The organism is Emticicia sp. CRIBPO (genome assembly GCF_009905725.1).
Lineage (GTDB): Bacteria > Bacteroidota > Bacteroidia > Cytophagales > Spirosomataceae > Leadbetterella.
The window spans coordinates 43,697-65,931 of record NZ_JAAAKV010000014.1 but is presented as its reverse complement, the minus strand read 5'-3'; the positions used below and the strand labels follow the sequence as shown (position 1 = coordinate 65,931).

Genomic DNA, 22,235 nt, shown 5'->3' with positions numbered 1-22,235 from the left:
TCCGATTTAATTAACAAACTTTAAAATAGCAACACGATGAATTTCCCGGCAGCATTGAGGTACACGCAAGAACATGAGTGGATTAAACTGGAAGAAGGCAATATAGCCACCATTGGTATTACTGATTTTGCACAAGGCGAGCTTGGAGACATCGTATTTGTTGAAATCGAAACCTTGGGACAGGAACTGGCTGAAAACGATATCTTCGGAACTATAGAGGCAGTTAAAACCGTTTCTGACTTGTTTATCCCTGTAACCGGCAAAATCATTGAAGTAAATCCTTTGCTTGCCGACGCTCCTGAAACGGTCAACACCGATCCTTACGGAGACGGATGGCTGGTCAAAATAGAGGTCCAGAACCCCGGAGACATTGAGAAGTTATTAGATGTAGATGCTTATAAATCTGTTATCGGACATTAATTCAATTATAGAAAAGCCCAAAAGAGGGCTTTTTTTTTGAAAAATACATGAAAGTTTTAATACAACAAGCCAGAATAATATCCCCGGAATCATCCTTACATGACACCATTACAGATTTGTTGATTGAGGATGGAAAAATCATAGAAACAGGCCAGATCAAATCAAAAGCCGATAAAGTTATCAGCGGCGACAACCTCCACGTCTCAGCCGGATGGCTTGACATGAGGGTACATTTAAAAGATCCGGGCCACGAACTCATGGAAAACCTGGAGTCGATGAGCCAGGCGGCCATGAAAGGAGGATTTACCGAAATTGTGGGTTTGCCTAACACCCACCCTACTGTTCAGACCAAAGAATCACTGTCATATTTCAGGAATTTTTCGCAATCCGGACTTGTCCGCATTTATAATATCGCGGCAGTGACCAAAAACTGCGAAGGTAAAGATTTTACGGAAATGATCGACCTGTTCCATTCAGGGGCAGCCGCTTTTTCGGACGGGGTTAAACCCATCTGGAATGCCGACATTTTACTTAAATCACTTCAGTATTTATATCCTCTCGGAGCTTTGCTGATCAACAAGCCCGAAGAGCCCACCCTGAGTATTTTCGGGCAGATGCACGAGGGTCTTGCCAGCACGCTGATGGGCACAAAGGGCATTCCTTCAGCAGCTGAAGAGATCATGATCATGAGGGACCTTAAGTTACTTGAATATTCAGGCATACAGTCTGACAAGCCCGTGCTGCACTTCGCGACGATTTCAACGGCCCAGTCGGTCAGACTGATCCGTGAAGCCAAGAAAAAAGGACTACCGGTAAGCTGTGACATCGCAGCCCATCAGCTGGCATTCATTGACGACGACCTGAAAAACTTCGATACTCACCTTAAAGTCAACCCTCCGTTCAGGTCTAAGGAAGACATTGCTGCCTTGAAAAAAGGACTGGCAGACGGCACCATAGATGCGGTGGTTTCTGACCACAATCCTTTGGACGAAGAGGTGAAAAACCTGGAATTTGATCTTGCCGAATTCGGAATCACAGGACTTCAAACGGCCTTTGCCACCCTCAACACTTACGGAGGTCAGGACATTACCGCCACCATCGGAAAAATCACTGCTCAGCCCAGGAAACTGCTAAGATTAAGTAACCCTGTCATTGAAAAAGGCAGTGTTGCCAACCTTACCGTTTTTGATCCCGCTGCAGAGTTTGTTCTGACGGCAGAAAATATCGTATCTTTAAGTAAAAATAGTCCTTTTATTGACAAACCACTGAAAGGCAAAGTGCTGGCTGTGTATAACCAGGGCCGGTTATCCGAATCATGAGAAAACTGATACTGAAAAATTCAATTATTTTTGGAACCCTGGCCGGAGTTTCCTGTTTCCTGTTCTTCCTGGCTATGTATTTTGCGTTTGACAACCCGCTCAGCCTCAGAAGGCCTGACCTGGGTATCAATGTGATCTTCATCTTTTTTGCCATCTGGTATTACAAAAAACAAATGGGGGGATTCCTTCACTTTTATGAAGGCTTTTCCATCGGTTTTCTTACCAACATTATCGGAGCATTTATTTCTGGAATTTTAATATATTTGTTTGTCGAATTCATTGACATCAAGCCTTTTACCACCTGGATCGTCGAAGGCAAAATGCTTCTGATCAGACAAAAAGATACTTTTGGCAAAATTCTGAACGACGAGTCTTTCAGAAGACAATTATTGTCATTCGACAATGCCAAGCCTTATCAGCTCTTTTTAGATGAACTGATGTTCAAACAGCTGGCCATCATTTTCATCAGCTTGCTGAGCATGATCATGAGAAAACAAGGAGACGCTATATCATAAACCCAAACCTGAAAACCAATGGAAAAACCTTCATCAGCCCGTATTGCTTTGAAATTTGGACTTATTTTCGCCATCATTTCTATTGCTTCTACTACCATTTTTTATACCACTGATTTGTGGACCAATTACTGGCTTATCTTTATTTTCAGCATCGTAGTCACTGTTTTAATGCAATACCTGTCCATGTCTGAGTACAAAAAACTCAACGGAGGGTTTATGACCTACGGTGAAGGCCTTGGACTGGGCACACTGGCCGTAGCTACCAGTTCGGTGGTTTCACTGATTTATGATTCTGTTTACAAAAAGTTTATTGATCCGGGTATCATGAAAAGAACCCTGGAAATGACTGAAGAACAATACGAAAAAATAGGCATGCCGGAAGAACAGATCGCAGAAGCCGTTCAAAGAGTGGAGAACTGGAGCAATTCAGGGCTTTCGTTTCTCGTTGGTATCATAATGGCTGTTCTGATTGGTTTTATCATAGCTCTGATCGTTTCTGCCGTATTAAAAAAGGACAAACCGGTATTCTCATAACATGTTAATTATTCTCAAAAAAGAATTTTCCGCTTTTCTCAATTCCCTGATAGCGTATATCGTAATCGGCGTTTTTTTGCTGTTAACCGGTCTCGTAGTATGGATATATCCCGATTCCAACGTCCTGGATTACGGCTATGCCGATATGGCCTCTTTTTTTGAATTGTGCCCTTACATCCTGATCCTGATCTCTCCGGCCATCACCATGAGGATGCTTTCGGAAGAGTTCCGGACCGGTACCATCGAGCTTCTTTTTACAAAACCTTTGTCTACTTCAGACATCGTCACCGGTAAATTCCTGGCTTCGCTGTCCATCCTTTTGCTGGCTCTTATACCTACTTTAATTTATTATTTCTCTATTTATCAGCTGGGCAACCCGGTGGGTAATATCGACTCGGCCTCAGTGGCGGGTTCTTATTTCGGACTGGTCCTGTTAGCTTCAGCTTATTCGGCCATCGGACTATTCACCTCTTCGCTTACTTCCAACCAGGTAGTGGCGTTTATCGTGGCTGCTACCCTGTCTTACTTTTTCTATGATGGATTGCATCAGCTGGCTCAGTTGTTCAGGGGATCTGCTCAATATTATACCGACTATTTCAGCCTGAGTTTTCATTACTCTTCATTAGGTCGCGGGGTGATTGATTCCCGGAATCTAATTTTCCTGCTGAGTTTTGTCGTCCTCTTTATCATGGGCACTATCCTGGTATTAGACAAGAAGAAAAACTAAGGCCATGATCAGATTAGATATTTTCCAGGTAGATGCTTTTACAGACCGTTTGTTCGGAGGTAATCCTGCGGCCGTTATCCCTTTGCAGACCTGGCTTCCTGATGAACTGATGCAGGAAATTGCGGCAGAAAACAATCTTTCTGAAACTGCTTTTTTTGTACCTTCAGAAAACGGATTTCACATCCGCTGGTTTACGCCGGCTGTGGAAGTCGCCCTTTGCGGACATGCCACACTGGCCACTTCGCTGGTGATCTTTGAACGGCTCAATTATACTTCCGATACAATCTTTTTTGAATCAAAAAGCGGGATATTAACCGTGTTCAGAAAAGACGGGATGATTTTCCTGGACTTCCCGAAACAGGAAACGGTACCCGCAACATTACCGGCAGAAATAGCCCGGGCATTTAAATTCAGCCCCGTCGAAACCTGGAAAGCCAACGACGATTACATGCTGATTTTTGAAAAAGAAGAAGAAATCAGGGATCTTGAGCCGGATTTCGGAGAACTTAAAAAAGTACCAGCCAGGGGAATCATCGTTTCTGCACCCGGTTCCCAGCCCGGAACTGATTTTGTTTCGAGGTTTTTTGCTCCCGGTTCCGGCATTGACGAAGACCCAGTTACAGGCTCTGCACATACCAAATTAGTGCCTTACTGGGCTGCCAGGCTTGGTAAACCGCATTTGACGGCTCGTCAGATATCCAAACGCTCAGGGCTACTGACCTGTGAAAACAAAGGCGGCAGGGTACTCATGGGCGGCCACGGGAAGCTGTTTATGGAAGGTTCCATTTATCTTGAAAAAATATAAATCGCAAAAACCTTGACACCCCCCCTCGCGATTTTGTACCTTTGCAACCTAATATCCTGAAAACAGGATACTTGTATTTGCTAAATGGTCCGTTTCCCCTTGTAAACCTACCGTTTATTATTTAAAAGAATGGCAAGGGAATCTCTCTACAATGAAATTATCTGCTTTTAAATTTGATCTTCCTCATAGCCTGATTGCTATGCACCCTATTGAGGAAAGAGATGGTGCCAGAATGATGGTTCTTCACAAAAAAACAGGGAAAATAGAGCACAAAATGTTTAAAGATATTATCGATTATTTCGATGATGGTGACGTTTTGGTATCCAATAACACAAAAGTATTTCCTGCCCGGTTGTATGGTTCTAAAGAAAAAACCGGTGCTAAAATAGAAGTCTTCCTATTGCGTGAACTTAACCGCGAAATGAGGCTTTGGGACGTATTGGTTGACCCGGCAAGGAAAATCCGTGTGGGCAACAAACTGTATTTCGGAGACAGTGACCTCGTAGCAGAAGTCATTGACAATACTACTTCAAGAGGCCGTACCATTCGTTTCCTGTTTGACGGGAATCATGACGAAATGATGCAGGCTATTCACGAATTGGGAGAAACACCAATTCCTAAGGACATTATTCAGCGTGAAGCCACTGAGCTTGACCGTGAGCGTTTCCAGACTATTTTTGCAGAAATCGAAGGAGCGGTTGCAGCTCCGACTGCCGGTATCCACTTTACTAAAAACGTGGTCCGCAGAATGGAAATCAAAGGGGTGGAATTCAGCCCGGTGACTTTGCACATCGGTATCGGAACTTTCAGACAAGTAGACGTGGAAGACCTTACCAAGCATAAAACAGATTCGGAAAATTTCTTCATCAAAGAAGAAACCTGCCTTTCGGTTAATAAAGCCCTGGATGCCAACAAAAAAGTATGTGCCATCGGTACCACCAGCCTCAGGGCCATGGAATCGTCGGTAACAGCAAACAACAGGATCAAGCCGATTGATAACGCATGGACGGATAAGTTTATCTTCCCTCCGTACGATTTCAAAATTGCCAATTCATTGCTTACGAACTTCCATTTACCGGAATCTATTCTTCTGATGACAACCTGTGCTTTTGGTGGTTATGATGCCATTATTGAAGCCTACCAGGTAGCCATTAAAGAAAAATACAAATTCTTTACTTACGGAGACGTGATGTTGATTATCTGACCTCAGATAATTTTCCTATATTTGAAGTGCCGGCCAGTAACCGGCACTTTTTATTTTTCCCATGTCTGACATTCAAAAATACAGTATTCTGGTAGCCGGAGGATCGGGCTCAAGAATGGGCAGTGCTGTTCCCAAACAATTTTTATTACTCAAAGACAAGCCTATCCTGGTTCACACCATTGAACGTTTCCTCGAACTTACTGATAATCAGATCATATTGGTTTTACCTGCTGCAGAAATCGAATACTGGAACCGGGAAATCATCACCCAAAAAGCAGGAGAATCGCTTCTCAAAGACCTCCACAGAATAAAAGTGGTAGAAGGGGGAGCAAGCCGCTTTCAATCTGTCAGAAACGGCCTTGGAGCCATTCCGGCTGAAAAAGGACTGGTGGCCATTCATGATGGTGTGAGGCCTATTATCAGCCTGGAAATCATCAGAAAATCATTTGAAGAAGCCCTGAATCACAAGGCTGTGGTAGTGAGCGTATTACTCAAAGACTCAGCGAGGGTTGTAGATGACAATGGAGGTAACAAAGCCATTGACAGAAGCAGGATCAGGCTGATGCAAACACCTCAGACCTTTGACCTTGAGCTGATCAAAGCCGCATTTGTGACAGAAGAACAAAGCTTTTTTACGGACGACGCCTCGGTGGTCGAACACTACGGATTCCCGGTCAAACTCATTGAAGGAGATTATCAGAACATAAAAATCACCACCCCTGAAGACCTCAAAATAGCCGAGGCCTTCCTGACCTGAAAAAAGTTCAATCCAGCCAGGGCGAAGCCAACGTCGGGTGAGCATTCAATCCCGCCCGGGCGAAGCCCAGGTCGGGCAAGCATTCAAACAATCATTCATTCAAACAATCATTCATTCAATCATTCATCATTAAAAATGAAAATCATAGTCGCCTCCACAAATCCTGTCAAAGTCAATGCAGCCTTGCTGGGTTTTCAGGAAATGTTCCCTGACACAGAGTTTGAAGCAGAAGGAGTCAAAACTGCGTCAGGCGTAAGCGATCAACCCATCGGAGACGAAGAAACTTTCCAGGGAGCCTACAACAGGGTGCTGGCAGCCCGTGAGCATCATCCCGGGGCCGATTTCTGGGTGGGTATTGAAGGCGGAAACATCTGGCATAAAGAAGAAATGGAAGGCATGGCCTGGATCATTGTCCTTTCAAAGGACAAAATGGGCAAAGCCCGTACCGCAGGCTTTTTCCTTCCTCAGAAGACCATAGACCTCATTAACCAGGGCTATGAAATGGGCCATGCGGATGAAATAATATTTGGCATGCACAACACCAAACAAAATATGGGCTCGACCGGTCTGCTGACCGACAACGTGATGAACAGGACCCGGTTTTATGTTCCCGCGGTCATTTTAGCCCTGATTCCTTTTAAAAAGCCTGATCTTTATCCTCAATAAAGTGTAATTTGCGTTGATTAAAAAATGACTATGGCCAGAAGCAGGTTATCTTTCGAAGCATATTTCCAGGGTATCAGATCCGGCAACAAACTGATACTGAGCAAAGCCATTACGCTCATTGAAAGTAAACTGGAACAGGACCGGCCCCTGGCCAATCAACTGATCAATGCACTCCTGCCCTACTCAGGCCAATCGATCAGGATCGGCATAACGGGTGTTCCCGGTGCGGGAAAAAGTACTTTTATCGAAGCCTTCGGAGAGTACATCACTGCCGGAAATAAGAAAATAGCCGTGCTCGCCATTGACCCCAGCAGCAAAATCAGCGGCGGGAGTATCCTGGGTGACAAAACCCGGATGGATGCTTTATCAAGAAACCCTCTGGCTTTTATCAGGCCCAGCCCGGCCGGAAAAGAAGTGGGCGGCGTAGCCAATAAAACCCTAGAAAGCATCATCCTCTGCGAAGCCGCAGGGTTTGAAGTCATCGTCATTGAAACTGTCGGTGTGGGCCAATCAGAAACCATGGTCAAAAACATGGTTGATTTCTTTATGTTGCTGGTCTTGACAGGTGCCGGAGATGAGCTTCAGGGCATCAAACGGGGCATCATGGAAATGGCCGACGGCATAGTCATCAATAAGGCCGACGGGGACAATATTGCCAAAGCCGGGCTGACCAGGAAACAATTTGAAAGCACACTGCACCTCTTCCCGCCACCAGAAAGCGAGTGGGCTGTGCCCGTAATGACCTGCTCTTCTCTTGAAAAAACCGGGATAGCCGAAATCCGGGAGATGCTCAATGCCTACAAAACCTCGACGCAAATCAACGGGTACTGGGATTCAAAAAGGCAAGCCCAGAAACTCAACTGGATGACCAGAAACCTGGAAAATTTACTGCTGCAATCTGTTTTTTCTGATCCGGGATTCAAAAAAGAGCTGAGGGCTACAGAAGAAAAAGTAAGAAAGAACGAGCTGAACCCCAACGAAGCTGCCGATTATTTATTCCGGCTCATCGGGCGATAAACCTTCATTTGTCGATTAAAATGCGTATCTCTTATTAATTATTACTCTAATAACATTCTCTGTTCCGTTTTAAGGTTAAGATTTATTATTTTTGCAATCCGGCTAAAAATGATACTTTTGAATAGCCCTAAACAATAATAAACCGTTTTAATGTCATTCATAAAAAATTCCTCTTTCCTTAATACTTTTTGGCAGCGTATTTCAAATCTGATTCTTGAGCACAGATTAAAATGGCTATGCCTGATCGGAGTGGTCACCATTTTTATGGGGTGGATGGCTTCGAGGCTTGAATTGTCTTACGAACTCGCTAAAATTTTACCGCAAAACGATCCCAATTTTAAGCTTTACGAAGATTTCAAGGCCAGGTATGGCGAAGATGGCAATGTGATGGTGATCGCCATCGAAACCGACAAAATTTACGATTTGCCTGTTTTTAACGGCTGGTATGATCTTTCAAAAAAAATAAAAGGGCTGGATGGTATCAAAAATGTGGCCTCCAATGCCAATCTTTTTGAAATCATGAGAAATGACAGCCTGAAGAAATTCGACTTCAAACCGATTGTCGCTACGCGTCCTACCCAGCAGTGGCAGGTAGATTCTATTCATGCTAAAGTCCTTAATTATCCTTTTTATAAAGGCTTTGTGTTCAGCAATGACGAAAAGGCCCACCTGATGGCTGTTACTTTTGACCAGTCTAAGATGAACTCAAAAGGGCGGATTGCCATCACCAAAGAAATCCAGAAAGAAGCGGAAGCATTCGGGGAAGCCCATAAAATCAAAGTGCACTTTTCGGGAATGCCGTTCATACGTACCAATTTCATGTCAAAAGTGCGTGATGAACTGATCATGTTTACCGTGCTGGCATTTTCCATTACTTCGCTGATTCTCTACCTCTTTTTCAGATCAAAGCTCGTGGTTATTTTCGCGGTGCTCGTCGTGTTGATCTCCGTGATCTGGTCTGTAGGATTTATCTATCTTTTCGGCTTCAAGATCACGATATTGACCGGGATGATCCCGCCGCTGATCATCGTCATCGGAATTCCGAACTCTATCTTCCTGATCAACAAATACCAGGAAGAATACCTGCGGACAAAAAACCAGATGCTTTCACTAGGAACTTCCATTGAAAAAATCGGGAAGACCACTTTTCTGGCCAACCTGACGACTTTCATCGGTTTCTTTGTTTTTTACTTCACAGGCAGCCCGTTCCTGGTTGAATTCGGGCTGGTCGCTTCGCTTGGGGTTCTGGCTACCTGGATCATTTCACTCATCCTGATTCCGATCATTTTCAGCTATGCCGCCACGCCTAAAGATAAGCAGATCAGGCACCTTGAAAACAAGAACACCACCAGGATCCTGGAATACATCAATTTCATTGTTCACAACAGGAGGACCAGGCTTTACTGGTTTACCATCGCCGTAGTTGCGGCTTCTGTCTATGGAATTATGCAGATAAAAGCCGTGGGGTTTGTGGTAGACGATTTACCTGAGGATGACCCGATTTATGAAGACCTGAAAATGATTGAGAAGAATTTTCATGGTGTCATCCCTTTTGAGGTCAGTATTGATACCAAATATCCGAACGGCGTTTTTGATCCCGCTATTCTGACCAAAATAAAGGTTCTTCAAAATGAATTTGCCAAACATCCTGAGTTTACCAAGCCTATTTCTGTGGTGGAAGGACTTAAGTTCATCTACCAGGGCTATCGTGGGGGTGACTCCAAATACTACCAGCTGCCCGGAGCCCTGGAGCTTCAGAAACTGGCAGAATATACCGGCAGCATCAAAGGAAAAGAAAATATGTTTGCTGCCTTTATCGACAGCACCAAACAATATACCCGGGTGAGTTTCCAGAGTGGTGACGTCGGAACGGTGCGTATGAATCGACTCTACGACACGCTGCAGGCTAAAACAGACACTATCTTCAACTTTGACAGGGAAGCGAACCAGTGGAAGCCTAAGGAGGCCCAGATAGACGCTAAGCTGACCGGCAACGGTGTGGTATTCACCAAAGGAAACAATTACCTGCTGGGCAACCTCAAGGAAAGTACTTTACTGGCTATCGTACTGATCTCCATCGTAATGGCCACCCAGTTCCTTAATTACCGTACGATCCTGATCTCAACGATTCCGAGTATCATCCCTTTGATCATTACCGGTGGTGTGATGGGCTATTTCGGGATCCCATTGAAACCGTCAACCACCCTGATCTTCAGTATTGCCTTCGGGATAGCCTCCGATGGTACGATTTACTTCCTGACGAAATATAAAGAAGAGCTGAGTAAGGGCCTCAGTATCGGTGAGGCAGTGACCCAAACCATCAAACTAACCGGCATCAGCATGTTCTATACAGCCATCATTCTCTTCTTTGGCTTCGGGATTTTTGTGGCCTCAGGCTTCAAAGGGACCGTATTTTTAGGTCTCCTTATTTCGATGACCCTCCTGGTGGGGATGATCTCCAACCTGGTGGTGTTACCCTCATTTATCATGACATTGGATAAAAGACAGACAGATAAAAAGCTGAAGAACGGCTGAAAAATATAAGACAAACAAAAAAGGCTGTTTCTATGAGAAGCAGCCTTTTTAACTTGAAACAATTATAACCCTATACCACTTAATATTTAAAAGTTGTGGAAGATTTCATTCTATCACACTACTGAAATGCCTTCTTCTTGTCTTACTTTCCGGGTTTCGGATTTCGGATCTCTGCTTACCGGTTCTTTGGTCCTGTTTACTGCCAGATACCTCAGCAGTCTGATTTTTGAGAAGTCATAAGCAATCACGAGTACCAGGAAAAAGCTTACGACGTAAAACACCTTAAATTTGATCTCAAAATAGCTCAGGCCGGAAAATACAGCCCCTAACACATAAGCCAGTACTATACTCAGCAGTAACTTGGCCTTGCCTACCAGCATTTCATTCTCTCTGAATTTCTTCATGGTAAACATCGAAAACAAAATACCGAGGTCAGTGGTAATACCCGTCAGGTGGGTGGTTTTCACAGCAAAATTAGAAATACTGGCTGTCAAGCCATTCTGCAGCCCCATTGCAAAAAGCATCAGGCAAAGCAAAGCTTCAGTTTCTGTAAGTGTTTCCCGGTAAAAAAACTGCCCGTAAATACCTACACTCACCAGACACATGATTTCGAGTATGATCGGTAAAGCGTGGGCAAAATAGGCATTGCGGCCGTTCAGATAAATGACCATCATATTAGACACGAAACTTCCGAAGAAAAACAGGAAGATCCATGAAAAGACCACCCCTGCCTGATACCAGTTCCCTTTCAGTATTTCCTCTGCAAGAATGGCATAATGGCCCGTCACATTGGAGCTGAAAGAGAAAAAGATCATCAGGGAGGCTATATTGACCATACCCGCCGAAAAGGCCGTCAGAGTCCCTAATTTCAGGTTATCATCAAGTGTTCTGCTGTTGCTGAATTTCCTAAGCATATATTATAAAAGTTTCTCAAAAGTTAATTTTGCAATTCCCCTGACCTGCATATCGGATTCAAAATTCAAAACCATTTTGTCCCCGTCCAGCCGGGTCAGATTATAGTGCTCTTTTGAATTGTTATCATATTTCAATTCTAAAATATGTCCCCGGCCTTTAATCCTCCAGGAGACAATCTTATCGTTTTTCTTACCCGATAGCTTTAGTTTTCCGCCCGGAAGAAAAGTCCAGTTTTCTGCCTGATGAATGATCAGGTGCTGACCGGCCTGCTCCTGTGTTTCATGTGAGGAATAGTCCTTATTTTCCGATTTATTTACCTTTTCATATTCCCACTTCATTTCTTTCCATTCTCCGAGAATTACCGTTTCCGGGCTCGGGGCAGATGAAATCAGGGATACAAAGACCAGGATTCCTGTCAGGAAAACGGTCAGATAAACCAATGTGATTTTCATAATTATTATTCTAAAACGGCGTGATTAAAAAAGACTTCTGCCAGCTTTCCTTTTTCCGGAACAGCCTCTGCACTTCTCCACTTCACCTCTCTGACATTCAGACTGCTTTTTTTAATAAAGGGAATAATGTCAATGCCGTTCTGATTGACCTTGCTGGAAACATACTCTGCCGGGATATAAGCTTCAACAATTTTGTTCGCGACAATAAAATGATCAAAGGCAGCCTGGGTTTTACCCGTAAATATATCTTTCTTGATGATATTGACCTGAGAATCATATTTATTGCGGATGATGTCGCACGCTTCATCAAAAGCCTTGTTTGAAAGTGAGTCGATGAACCTGGATTTGGAGAAAAACAACAGATCAGTAATAGAATCACTCATACTGGTGCCGTGCAGAAGAATGATATTACAGGTAAAGTCATCTTTTTTCTGTCTTAAAAATGACTTAACCAGATTAAGCGATTCAACCGTAAAATCAGTAGGTATTAAAATATTTTTGATCATTGCTATAATGTGTTTAGTTTGATGATACAAAGCTATCATCTCCACATTAGAGCCATTTAAGACCGGAATTAGAATCCAATTAGAATTTCACACTCAGATTAAAATCAGATTAGAAAGCCGTTAAATACCTGTTTTTTCAGGAATTCAATAATTCCCTGCAGGTAAATTGATCTGAACGGTAGTCCCTCCATTCAAAAGAGATGAAACAATAATTTCACCTTCATGCATCCTGATGATATTCCGGGTAAGCGGCAAACCGATACCAAAACCTTCATAATACTTGGTGTTTGAGGCCCGGAAAAAAGGATGGTAGATGTACTTCAGTTCATTTTCCGGAATCCCGATTCCGGAATCTTTTACGGCGACAAAAACGCTTTTGTCAGACGCCCCCATAGATACGTTCACCATCTTATGGTCAGAGTATTTGCAGGCATTAGAGATAATGTTGGTCAGGGCAAGATGCAATAACTGCTCATTTCCTCTCACTTTCATTTTCGATGGATTCTCGGGCATCAGGCTCGTGTCCATCTGAATGATGTTTTTACCATCTATTTTCTCGAGGGTTTCCTTTACGTCCCACAAAAGCTGATCAATGCGGACTTTGTCAAACTTCTGCACCTTACCGTCAAAACCGGTCTGTGCCAGGAACAGCAAAGCCTTGGTTTTTTTGTCCAGTTTTTCTGCTTCATGCAGGATAATGCCTATCGTTTCAATATATTCTTCCGGCTTCCTGACTTTGGAAAGGGCCACATCAGCCTCCCCTATGATGGCCGTAAGCGGAGTTCTCAGCTCATGCGAAGCATTGCTGATAAAATTATTCTGGGTCTCAAAAGATGTCTCGATCCGGTTCAGCATGTCGTTAAAAGTCTGCGACAGCTCACCCAACTCATCGCTCCTGTTTTTAACATCGAGCCTGAGGTGCAGATTTTCAGAACTGATTTGCTTTACCTTTTCAGTAATCCTGACCAGTGGCTTAAAGATATATTTCGAAAAGTAAATGGAGATGATCAGTGAAAACAAAACAGACAAAATAATGGCGATGATCAGCGTCCTACGCAGGTATTCGGAATGGTGAAGTTCGATGTAGTTTTCGGCAGAAGCGATAACGATATAGTCGCCTCCTTTTGCTTTATATCTTATGCCTTTGTAGTACATGTTTTTGTGATTGTACTCCGCTTTCTGATTCACAATGATTTCTCCGAAAAATGATTTGGGGAGGTCAAGACTTTTGGCTTCTTTTTCAAAAGATTTACCCGGCAATATCTCAAAGAAGTAATCACGCTCATTCGGCAGTTTTTCGAAAAACTTGTTCCGCAGGTCTCTGATGTCCTTCACACTGTTTTTTGAATCCTCATTCAGTTCCGCCTTTGCAGCCGTTACCGCCCTTATTTCCAGCAATTTATAAAAATCATCATTAGAATAATTGGAAATGGAAAAATAGACAAATCCGCTAAAAATGAATATGATAGTCAGAAATGACGAAAGCAGGAGAAGCTTGGTTTTAGTTTGTGTTTTCATAAGGATGTCTTTAAAACTGATTTTCAGCTTTCTTTGAGTACATAACCCATGCCGATCACGGTATGGATCAATTTATGGTCTGAAAAACTGTCAATTTTTTTGCGAAGATAATTAACGTAAACGTCCACAACGTTGGTTCCCAGGTCGAAATTCACACCCCAGACCTCATCCAGTATATCCACCCTGGACAATACCCTGTTCTTGTTTTTAAGAAAATAAAGCAGCAAACGGTACTCTGTGGTGGTCAGTGATATCGTTTCATTTTCCCTCGTCACGGTCTTGGTATAATCATTCAGTGTCAGGTCAGAAATCCTGTACATATGCTCCTCCATCGAATCCGGCTCAGCTGACACAGAATATTCGGCCCGGCGTAAAAGCGTCCTGATGCGGGCTACCAGTTCAATGAACTTGAATGGTTTCACCAGGTAATCATCGGCTCCCGTTTCGAGTCCCAGCACTATATTTTCGGGCGTACCCAAAGCCGTCAGAAACAGAATAGGAACCATTTTATTGGTCTCACGTATTTCACTGCAGACTTCCAGTCCGTTTTTTTCCGGCAGCATGATATCGAGAATGATCAGGTCAAAATCATTTTCCCTGATCAGCTGAATTCCCGTTTTGCCATCAAAGGCCACGGTCACTTCAAAGCCCTCTTCAGATAGCCCTTTTTTTATAAATGAAACAACATGAGCTTCGTCTTCTACAAGAATAATTTTTTTCATCATTACCAATATAGCCGGTTTTTTCCAGAAAAAAAACGAAGATATCCTAAATCACTGAGACTCAGGCACAATCATTTTATGACAATCATTGAATTTCGGACCATCGGGAATAGAGTTAACGCTGACCATAAAAGACCTCTCAACCCTACACTGACCGGACTTTGCCTGTAAACGACAAGATTAAAAAAAATAACTAAGTTTTTAGTTGACAATATAAAAAACACCCCGTACCTTAGACTAAGTTAGTTGAATAGACTTCTGATGAGCAGTATTTCTGGATGTATGCTCACCTGACCGATTGGGTTATTTATCAGAAGTAAGAAAGTGTTTTATTTCAACTATCAGCGATTTACCTTTATTTCAACCATACAAACCAATACAACGCCTATGCCTGATCAGAATAGTCCCGGAACTGTTCTCAGCCGTTTAAAAGCAGCATGTATCCTACAAAACACCCTTTAACTGTTTAAGAAAATACATAAACCCTTACAATGATGAAATCCTTTTTACCGTTCCTTTTTATTGCTCTGATCTCCAATTCTGCCAGATCCCAGGATAAATTTGAGATAAAATTAAACGCCCCTTTTCTTATCCATGACAGTTTGGTCCTCTCTCCTCCCCCGGCCAGTGAAGGATTTGAAGAATTCCATAACTTCCGGTTAGAAACCAACAAAGCAATAAGACAAACCATGTCCATCCCGTACGCTACCTATTACATAAATATACAAAACGAAAATTCACTCCAGGGTACACTTGAATATTCTCAACCTGCTATATTCGTTTATCTGGACGTAAAAGCCGAAAACCAGCCACACATCTCAGACCTGTTTTTTATCGAAAAAGGGATTTATACCGTTTCCTTAACAAAGGAATCCGGCAAACTGGAAATCAATATTGATTCGCCGCTTAACAATGAATACAAGGCACTGAAGAAGCAGCTGGCACACCTTTATGTGAAATCAGACGAATATGATGGTGTTGAAAAACTGATCAATTTTGAAGAGGAAAATAAAATCCTTTCGGCCTATATCAGAAAGAACCCAGATTCCCAGGCCGCTTTATGGCAGATCATCAACGAGTACGATCTACACCACGGACATCCTGCTTACGGGGATAATTTAGCCCTCTTTTCTCAGGAAATAAAAAACAGTAAGTTATTTAAAAGTTTCTCAGAGAAGCTAAGCAAAGGCAGGTGATCCTTCGGGCAGGTCTAAAAAAAGTAAATTCAGAAAGATATGCAGGCCACAAACTACTCCCTCTTCCGGCTGTCGCTGATGATGGAGTAGCCGATCAGCCGTTCTTTTTCGTTTCCCGATTTTTTAAATAATTATGGGTACCAGGAAATCATACATAAAAAACGATAAAAAGACATTTGATTATCGTTAACGATGTAGCACATTCTTTCAACAAAATGGACTTATTCAGACGTTATTAAGAACCCGGGCTTTTTCTTTTAAAATCCTCTACCTTCTCTTTCAGGTAGGCTATCTGCTCATATTGAGACTCAACAAGTTTTCTCAACAGGTTAATTTCCGCATTATCAGTATCAATTTGTTTGCTTTCAAAAGGTATATTACAAATTTCATATATCTTTTTCAGGTGAATCCCTGATGGATAGCTCTTCCCACTCAACCAATTATGAAAGGCTGTCTGGCTTACACCAATCTGCTCAGCAGCTTCCTGTTGACTACACCTGTTTACTCTAAGATACTCGGATAGAATTTTTTCAATGCTCATAGTTTTAAAAGTTATACTGTTGGATTAAAACGCTAGGGTCGTGCTCTTTATATCTATTCAAATATAAATAGCCAAGTCAATTATTACAAATATTATACATAACATAAAATATAAAAACAGCTTAAATATATAATTATCAACATATTATAAAACAAATATTTAACGAAAAATAATCAAGTCTCTTTTAAACGCCTCGCATCCTTAAAGAAATTATAACTAAATGTATAGTTATTATAACTTTAGTAATTGGAAGACAATATTAGAATTCGCAAATTTGAAACATCTAAATCACCTGAACCTTGAAAGACAACTTCCAATATACCTTTACTTCTTTTTTAAGATTAATTAAGGCGAGAGTAACTACTACCAGTGCCATTTCTTATCTGGAGTCGCATCCTGACCAAGAATCCATGTGGGCCTACTCCCAAGCTTTGTCTCAATTCAAGATTGAAAATATTGGAATTAAAGCCAGTATCGAAAACATTGAAACATTGCCAACACCTTTTATCACCTATTTTGAAAAAAATGGTGGCACATTTCTAACTGTTAAATCTACTGGAAATGGAACTGTTGAATGGTTAGATACACAAAAAGGCTGGATTAAAAGCCAATACTCAGATTTTATAAGAGATTGGTCCGGTATTGTTCTATTAGCTGAGGTCGATGAAAAGTCTGGCGAAAAAAATTATTTAGAAAAAAAGAGGTTACAGGATTTACAAAACCTGAGAATTCCCGCAGCCCTTTCGATATTGATAATCTCACTATTACTTTTTATTACTCCAGATTTAATTGGTCATCATTATATTGAGATCTCAATATTGATTTTAATAAAGACTGCAGGGATGTTTTTATCATCAATGCTGTTTGTAAAAAGCATTAACGGGAACAGTATTCTCTTAAATAAATTATGTTCTTCGAACTCCAATTTAAACTGCCAAAGCATACTCGACAGTCCCGCAGCTAAAATCACGCATTGGCTTTCATGGTCCGATATGGGTTTTATATATTTTTTTGGCTCATTTTTTAGCCTGTCAATGTTATTAAGTTCCGGAAATGGATTGAACAATTATTTTGTTTTTCAATCAATAATCAGTGTCCTGAGTTTAGTTTTCTGTATTTATTCGATTTATTATCAATCAATAATAGCCAATTCATGGTGTACGTTATGCCTTGGAGTAGCAGCAATTTTTATAATAGAATTCTTAATTCTATTATTCTTTCCATTTCAATTTAAATTAAATTTTGAATTTATTAGAACTCTATGTGTGGGATTTAATATTCCTATCATTTTTTTACTATTATTCAAAAAGCCTTTACTGGATTCTATAGAAAATTCACAAAACAAAAAAGAACTTGCAAAAATCAAATCAAACCCTAATATTTTTAAGGCTTTAATGGTCAATCAAAAAGATTTACCAGCAATACCTGCTGAAATGACTACCATTATGATAGGTAATCCTCAAGCAAAACACACTTTGACAATAGTCAGTAATCCATTATGTACACCATGTGCCAAAATGCATCAGAAAATTGAAAACCTTGTACAAGAAAATAATCATATAAACTGTCAGGTCATATTTTTATCTAACACAGATGATAATAATGAAGGCGGGAAATTTCTAAGAAAACTTTTTAGTTTACCCACCCACTTACAACATAAAGCTGTAGAAGAATGGTTTGCCAGAAAGGATAAAAATTACGAAGCATGGAATGTTAATTATTCTGAACATATTTTAAACAACAACAGCTTCACACTACAAAATACTCATAATCAATGGATTATTAACAATGGAATAAAATCAACGCCCAGTCTTTTTATCGACAAAAAGATACTGCCAAGGGTTATTTCAATAGACGACTTAGGTTCTTATTTAAGTCATCTAAATGAAAACACCCCTGTTACTTAGGATTTGCAAATCATGTATATATTTTTTAACTTTAATTATTATCAAAATGAAAAAGAATCTTTTGGAATTTATCGATTTTAGTCTTTCAAACACCGAACTAAAAAACGTAGTTGGAGGAAAAATGTTTTACTGTCAATGTGACAATATAGTGTCCAACAATTTTTCATCTACAAATCAGACTACAGCAAATGCTGCTTGCGAGCAGGCGGGCATTAATGCTGGATATGGCAGTGGTTGCACAGCTCATGCAGCTTAATTGAATACTCAACAAGTGAGGATAAAGTCCTCACTTGTTAAATTAACTTCATTATACGTTATTTTAAAAAATGGCTTTTCCCATATGAAATTTAACAAAATGACCTTTTTTGTAATAGTATTTAGTACTTTACCATTTTTATTTAAAAGTACAGCACTAGGCCAGGGAAAGTTAAAAGCTTATCTACAAATGGATAAAGCTGGCTGGAAAATAGGAATGAATCCAACGCAAGAAGGCTTTCACAAAGACAGAGAAGATGGAATTTTCAAAGGGTTTGATATGGTATGGAAACAAAAAGAGAATCTTTACGTAGTAAAAATATTAAAAAAAACCTCTGATAAAAAGTATGAGTTATTTTCCTGGCTTACTGACCGCAATGGCATTAAAATCTCTGAAACATATACGGACATAGGAGATTTTCAAGAAGGATTAGCGGAAGTAAGCTATTCTGACAAATGTCAAAGTTGTTTTCCTGACAGATATGATTTTGTTGATATTAATCAAGCTTCACATGGTTTTATTGATGAAACAGGAAGAGAAGTGGTAAAATTGCAATATAGAAGAATCGCAACAAAATTCTATGAAGGGAAAGCCGCTGTAGGGTATTGGCCAAACAGTATTTTCTTCGTAAATAAACAAGGCGATCCCCTTTTCAATAAAAAATTCAAAGACGCCGGACCATTTATTAGCGGTTTAGCAGATGTTATAACACTAGATGGAAATGAAAACTATATAGATGCAAAAGGCAATCTGTTAATTCCAAAGGTTTTATCATTTATTCGCCCTTATGAAAAAGGAGTAATTAGAGCTTATAAAACCCTTCAAAATAAAATTGGCTTCTGGGATGATAAAAATGAGAACCTTATTTCTCCTCAATATGATGATTTTAGTTACGAAATTTGGCCAGGAAAGATATTGGTTAAGCAAAGTAACAAATTTGGCTTTATTGACTGCAAATCTGGAAAATTATTAATTCCGGTTAATTACGATGATGTCAGAACCGCCAGAAGTGATAAATTCATTTGGATGAAGGCCAATAAAGAATGGTATAAAATTGACGTACATCATCAAGTCAATGCAAAGATCACTGCAAAGGATATCAAAACCATTGATGAAAACTTGTTAATCTTTTCAGTAAATGACAAATGGGGACTTGTCAACAATAAAGGAAAAATCTTAAGAAATACCGAATTTGATTATATAGAGCCTCAATTCGTAGAAAGTAGAACAGTAGTGATTAAAAAAAACAAGTATGGATATATTAACTCCTCTGGGAGATTAATTATTCCAGCAATTTATGATAAGATAAGCCATTTCTCAAATGGTCAGGTACAGGGGTTGAAAGGAAATTATGTTTATTATCTTAATGACCATAATAACATATTGTCAAGATCTCTTTCTTCTTCTATGATTATGATGATTTTCTATTGTTCTGGCGGGGCAATAATTTTAATTGGAGCGTTACTATTATTTAAAAATAAAGTTTAGTGTAAAATAATTACTGCCCGAGAATAATGTTTCAATTTTTTAACCAACTCGACGCCATGGACTGCGGCCCCACCTGTTTGAGGATGGTAGCTAAGCACCATGGAAGGACTTTGTCTGCCCAGGAGTTGAGGGAAGCTTCAGAAATAGGCAAAGATGGTGTCAATTTATTAGGGATAGCACAGGCCGCTGAAAAAGTAGGCTTTAAAACTTTAGGCGTGAAAGTCAGTTTTGAAAAACTGAAACAAGATTCTCCTCTTCCCTGCATCGTTCATTGGTCTCAGAACCACTTTATTGTTGTTTATAAAATCAAAAAGGATACGGTTTATGTGGCAGACCCGGCCAGGGGGTTGCTTAAATATAGTACGGCTGAGTTTGAGTCCCAATGGGCAACAACCATCGTCGAAGGGAAAAAAACGGGAGTGGCCCTTTTACTTGAACCTACCGAAAGGTTTTATGAAGAAGACGGGTTCTCCGAAAAAAACAAAGGCAAAACCTTCTGTTCACTTTTTAACTATTTTTTCAGGTTTAAATCCCTGATCGTACAGCTGGGCTTAGGCCTCTTGGTAGCCTCCATGATCCAGTTAGTACTGCCATTCCTGACCCAAAGTGTAGTAGACACCGGCATCCAGACACGTAACCTGAACTTTATCTATCTTGTGCTGGCTGCCCAACTCATGCTTTTTGTCGGCCGCATGTCGGTGGATTTCTTAAGATCCTGGATTTTACTTCATATCAGCACCCGCATCAACCTTTCCATCCTTTCTGATTTTTTAAGTAAATTACTCAAGCTTCCTGTCTCTTATTTTGAAAGCAAACAAACAGGGGATATCCTGCAACGTATCGGGGATCATCGCAGGATTGAATCATTTTTGACAGGTACCTCGCTGAATGTTCTGTTTTCCATGTTTAACCTGGTGATCTTTTCTGTAGTTCTGGTTTATTATAACCTGAGCATATTTGGTGTTTTTGTGGTGGCTTCGGTCTTGTATAGCATCTGGATTGTCCTGTTTCTTAAATACCGTCGTACCCTGGATCACAAACGCTTTGCCCTCAATTCTAAAAATCAGAGCTCGTTAATCCAGATGGTACAATCTGTCCCCGAACTCAAACTGAATAATGCCACACTTCGCAAACGGTGGGACTGGGAAAATCTGCAGGTGCAGGAATTTAAACTGAGTATGAAAGGTCTGGCTTTGCAGCAATACCAACAGGTAGGGGCGTTATTTATCAACGAAGGAAAAAACATTTTTATCACTTTTCTTGCTGCCACTGCCGTCGTCAACGGTCAGATGACCCTGGGGGCCATGATGGCTATGCAGTACATCATCGGACAGCTCAACAGTCCTGTAGAGCAACTCGTGGGTTTCGTCCAGCATCTGCAGGACGCCAAACTCAGTCTGGAAAGGTTAAATGAGGTGCATAGTATGGATGATGAAGAGCCGGCCGGGCAACATTTCATCAAAACACTTCCGGAAGACAAGAGTATCCATATTGAAAACCTTAGCTATACCTACCCCGGGGCAGGCAACGACCCTGTGCTCACAGATGTTTCCCTTTCTATTCCTGAGGGGAAAGTAACGGCCATTGTCGGTAGCAGCGGAAGCGGTAAAACTACTTTACTGAAACTTCTTTTGAAGTTTGTCGTTCCTCAAAAAGGAAATATCAAAATCAGCAATACCCAGCTTAAAAACATCAGCCACGATTATTGGAGAGGTCTGTGCGGTACGGTGATGCAGGATGGTTACATCTTTTCAGATACGATTGCCAATAACATCAGCATCAGTGAAGAGCGGGCAGATATTCATAAACTGCTGTACGCCGTCAAAGTAGCCAACATCCAGGGCTTTATTGAAGAATTGCCTTTGAGCTACAATACCAAAATCGGAACTGAGGGCAATGGGGTTTCTCAAGGCCAAAAACAAAGGCTTCTGATAGCAAGGGCAGTTTATAAAAACCCGGAATACCTATTTTTTGATGAAGCTACCAATGCTTTGGATGCCGAAAATGAAAGGATCATCATGGATAACCTGGAAGAATTCTTCAAAGGAAAAACGGTGGTGGTGGTAGCTCACAGGTTAAGTACCGTCAAAAATGCTGATCAGATCATTGTGCTGGAAAAAGGCCGGGTGGTAGAGACAGGTACTCATCAACAGCTGAGCAAAACCAATGGCAGGTATTATGAACTGGTGAAAAACCAATTAGAACTAGGGGCATAGTTCTTGGCTACGCTCGAAC

At 41.1% G+C, this 22,235-nt stretch carries 22 protein-coding genes; 16 read left to right on the top strand and 6 right to left on the bottom strand.

Features of this window, described 5'->3' with window-relative positions; genetic code table 11:
• Positions 1 to 36: 36 nt before the first annotated feature.
• The 11 genes from gcvH to GVN16_RS23350 all read left to right on the top strand — a co-directional run bounded on the left by gcvH (position 37) and on the right by GVN16_RS23350 (position 10,499).
• Complete coding sequence (gene gcvH / locus GVN16_RS23400; RefSeq protein WP_166566389.1) at positions 37 to 420, top strand: glycine cleavage system protein GcvH; 384 nt, start codon at positions 37 to 39, stop codon at positions 418 to 420.
• 47 nt (positions 421 to 467) lie between these two features.
• Positions 468 to 1,739 (top strand): dihydroorotase family protein, encoded by a 1,272-nt coding sequence (locus GVN16_RS23395; protein ID WP_166566388.1) that lies wholly within the window; start codon positions 468 to 470, stop codon positions 1,737 to 1,739.
• On the top strand, positions 1,736 to 2,254 hold the full coding sequence (locus GVN16_RS23390) for a DUF4199 domain-containing protein (protein WP_166566387.1): 519 nt from the start codon (positions 1,736 to 1,738) through the stop codon (positions 2,252 to 2,254). The genes GVN16_RS23395 and GVN16_RS23390 overlap by 4 nt, the downstream gene beginning before the upstream one ends.
• Positions 2,255 to 2,272: 18 nt before the next feature.
• Positions 2,273 to 2,788, top strand: a complete 516-nt coding sequence (locus GVN16_RS23385) for a DUF4199 domain-containing protein (RefSeq protein WP_166566386.1) — start codon at positions 2,273 to 2,275, stop codon at positions 2,786 to 2,788.
• 1 nt (position 2,789) lies between these two features.
• Positions 2,790 to 3,515: a gliding motility-associated ABC transporter permease subunit GldF gene (gene gldF, locus GVN16_RS23380; RefSeq protein WP_166566385.1), complete on the top strand. Its 726-nt coding sequence runs from the start codon at positions 2,790 to 2,792 to the stop codon at positions 3,513 to 3,515.
• A gap of 4 nt (positions 3,516 to 3,519) precedes the next feature.
• Positions 3,520 to 4,320, top strand: coding sequence for a PhzF family phenazine biosynthesis protein (locus GVN16_RS23375; RefSeq protein ID WP_205748966.1), 801 nt, complete (start codon positions 3,520 to 3,522; stop codon positions 4,318 to 4,320).
• A 151-nt stretch (positions 4,321 to 4,471) separates the two neighbouring features.
• Entirely contained in the window at positions 4,472 to 5,524 is a 1,053-nt protein-coding gene (queA, locus tag GVN16_RS23370; RefSeq protein ID WP_166566384.1) for a tRNA preQ1(34) S-adenosylmethionine ribosyltransferase-isomerase QueA, read from the top strand.
• 61 nt (positions 5,525 to 5,585) lie between these two features.
• Positions 5,586 to 6,281, top strand: coding sequence for a 2-C-methyl-D-erythritol 4-phosphate cytidylyltransferase (locus GVN16_RS23365; protein ID WP_166566383.1), 696 nt, complete (start codon positions 5,586 to 5,588; stop codon positions 6,279 to 6,281).
• A 135-nt stretch (positions 6,282 to 6,416) separates the two neighbouring features.
• Positions 6,417 to 6,947 (top strand): inosine/xanthosine triphosphatase, encoded by a 531-nt coding sequence (gene yjjX / locus GVN16_RS23360; RefSeq protein WP_166566382.1) that lies wholly within the window; start codon positions 6,417 to 6,419, stop codon positions 6,945 to 6,947.
• A 30-nt stretch (positions 6,948 to 6,977) separates the two neighbouring features.
• Positions 6,978 to 7,964: a methylmalonyl Co-A mutase-associated GTPase MeaB gene (gene meaB / locus GVN16_RS23355; protein ID WP_166566381.1), complete on the top strand. Its 987-nt coding sequence runs from the start codon at positions 6,978 to 6,980 to the stop codon at positions 7,962 to 7,964.
• Between the two features lie 150 nt (positions 7,965 to 8,114).
• The gene (locus tag GVN16_RS23350; RefSeq protein WP_166566380.1) at positions 8,115 to 10,499 is read left to right on the top strand and encodes an RND family transporter; all 2,385 of its coding nucleotides are present in this window, start codon (positions 8,115 to 8,117) and stop codon (positions 10,497 to 10,499) included.
• A 113-nt stretch (positions 10,500 to 10,612) separates the two neighbouring features.
• Here the strand turns inward: GVN16_RS23350 and GVN16_RS23345 are convergent, their stop codons facing one another.
• The 5 genes from GVN16_RS23345 to GVN16_RS23325 all read right to left on the bottom strand — a co-directional run bounded on the left by GVN16_RS23345 (position 10,613) and on the right by GVN16_RS23325 (position 14,615).
• Positions 10,613 to 11,413, bottom strand: coding sequence for a YoaK family protein (locus tag GVN16_RS23345; protein ID WP_166566379.1), 801 nt, complete (start codon positions 11,411 to 11,413; stop codon positions 10,613 to 10,615).
• Positions 11,414 to 11,416: 3 nt separating this feature from the next.
• Complete coding sequence (locus GVN16_RS23340) at positions 11,417 to 11,866, bottom strand: hypothetical protein (RefSeq protein WP_166566378.1); 450 nt, start codon at positions 11,864 to 11,866, stop codon at positions 11,417 to 11,419.
• A 5-nt stretch (positions 11,867 to 11,871) separates the two neighbouring features.
• Positions 11,872 to 12,372 (bottom strand): hypothetical protein, encoded by a 501-nt coding sequence (locus tag GVN16_RS23335; protein ID WP_166566377.1) that lies wholly within the window; start codon positions 12,370 to 12,372, stop codon positions 11,872 to 11,874.
• Between the two features lie 144 nt (positions 12,373 to 12,516).
• The gene (locus tag GVN16_RS23330) at positions 12,517 to 13,890 is read right to left on the bottom strand and encodes a cell wall metabolism sensor histidine kinase WalK (RefSeq protein ID WP_166566376.1); all 1,374 of its coding nucleotides are present in this window, start codon (positions 13,888 to 13,890) and stop codon (positions 12,517 to 12,519) included.
• A gap of 23 nt (positions 13,891 to 13,913) precedes the next feature.
• A complete protein-coding gene (locus tag GVN16_RS23325; protein ID WP_310587467.1) occupies positions 13,914 to 14,615 on the bottom strand; it encodes a response regulator transcription factor in 702 nt (233 codons plus the stop codon).
• A 488-nt stretch (positions 14,616 to 15,103) separates the two neighbouring features.
• On the opposite strand from GVN16_RS23325, the gene GVN16_RS23320 reads away from it, so the two are divergent.
• A complete protein-coding gene (locus GVN16_RS23320) occupies positions 15,104 to 15,808 on the top strand; it encodes a hypothetical protein (protein WP_166566375.1) in 705 nt (234 codons plus the stop codon).
• Positions 15,809 to 16,043: 235 nt separating this feature from the next.
• Here GVN16_RS23320 and GVN16_RS23315 read toward each other — a convergent pair whose 3' ends face one another.
• Positions 16,044 to 16,349 carry a DNA-binding transcriptional regulator gene (locus GVN16_RS23315; RefSeq protein WP_166566374.1) on the bottom strand — a complete coding sequence of 102 codons (306 nt, stop codon included), beginning with the start codon at positions 16,347 to 16,349 and terminating at the stop codon, positions 16,044 to 16,046.
• A 299-nt stretch (positions 16,350 to 16,648) separates the two neighbouring features.
• Here GVN16_RS23315 and GVN16_RS23310 point away from each other — a divergent pair, with 299 nt between their 5' ends.
• The 4 genes from GVN16_RS23310 to GVN16_RS23295 all read left to right on the top strand — a co-directional run bounded on the left by GVN16_RS23310 (position 16,649) and on the right by GVN16_RS23295 (position 22,216).
• Positions 16,649 to 18,256, top strand: a complete 1,608-nt coding sequence (locus tag GVN16_RS23310) for a vitamin K epoxide reductase family protein (RefSeq protein WP_166566373.1) — start codon at positions 16,649 to 16,651, stop codon at positions 18,254 to 18,256.
• Between the two features lie 46 nt (positions 18,257 to 18,302).
• Entirely contained in the window at positions 18,303 to 18,512 is a 210-nt protein-coding gene (locus tag GVN16_RS23305) for a hypothetical protein (protein ID WP_166566372.1), read from the top strand.
• Positions 18,513 to 18,596: 84 nt separating this feature from the next.
• Positions 18,597 to 20,000, top strand: a complete 1,404-nt coding sequence (locus tag GVN16_RS23300; RefSeq protein ID WP_166566371.1) for a WG repeat-containing protein — start codon at positions 18,597 to 18,599, stop codon at positions 19,998 to 20,000.
• Positions 20,001 to 20,026: 26 nt separating this feature from the next.
• On the top strand, positions 20,027 to 22,216 hold the full coding sequence (locus GVN16_RS23295) for a peptidase domain-containing ABC transporter (protein ID WP_166566370.1): 2,190 nt from the start codon (positions 20,027 to 20,029) through the stop codon (positions 22,214 to 22,216).
• The last annotated feature ends 19 nt before the right edge of the window (positions 22,217 to 22,235 follow it).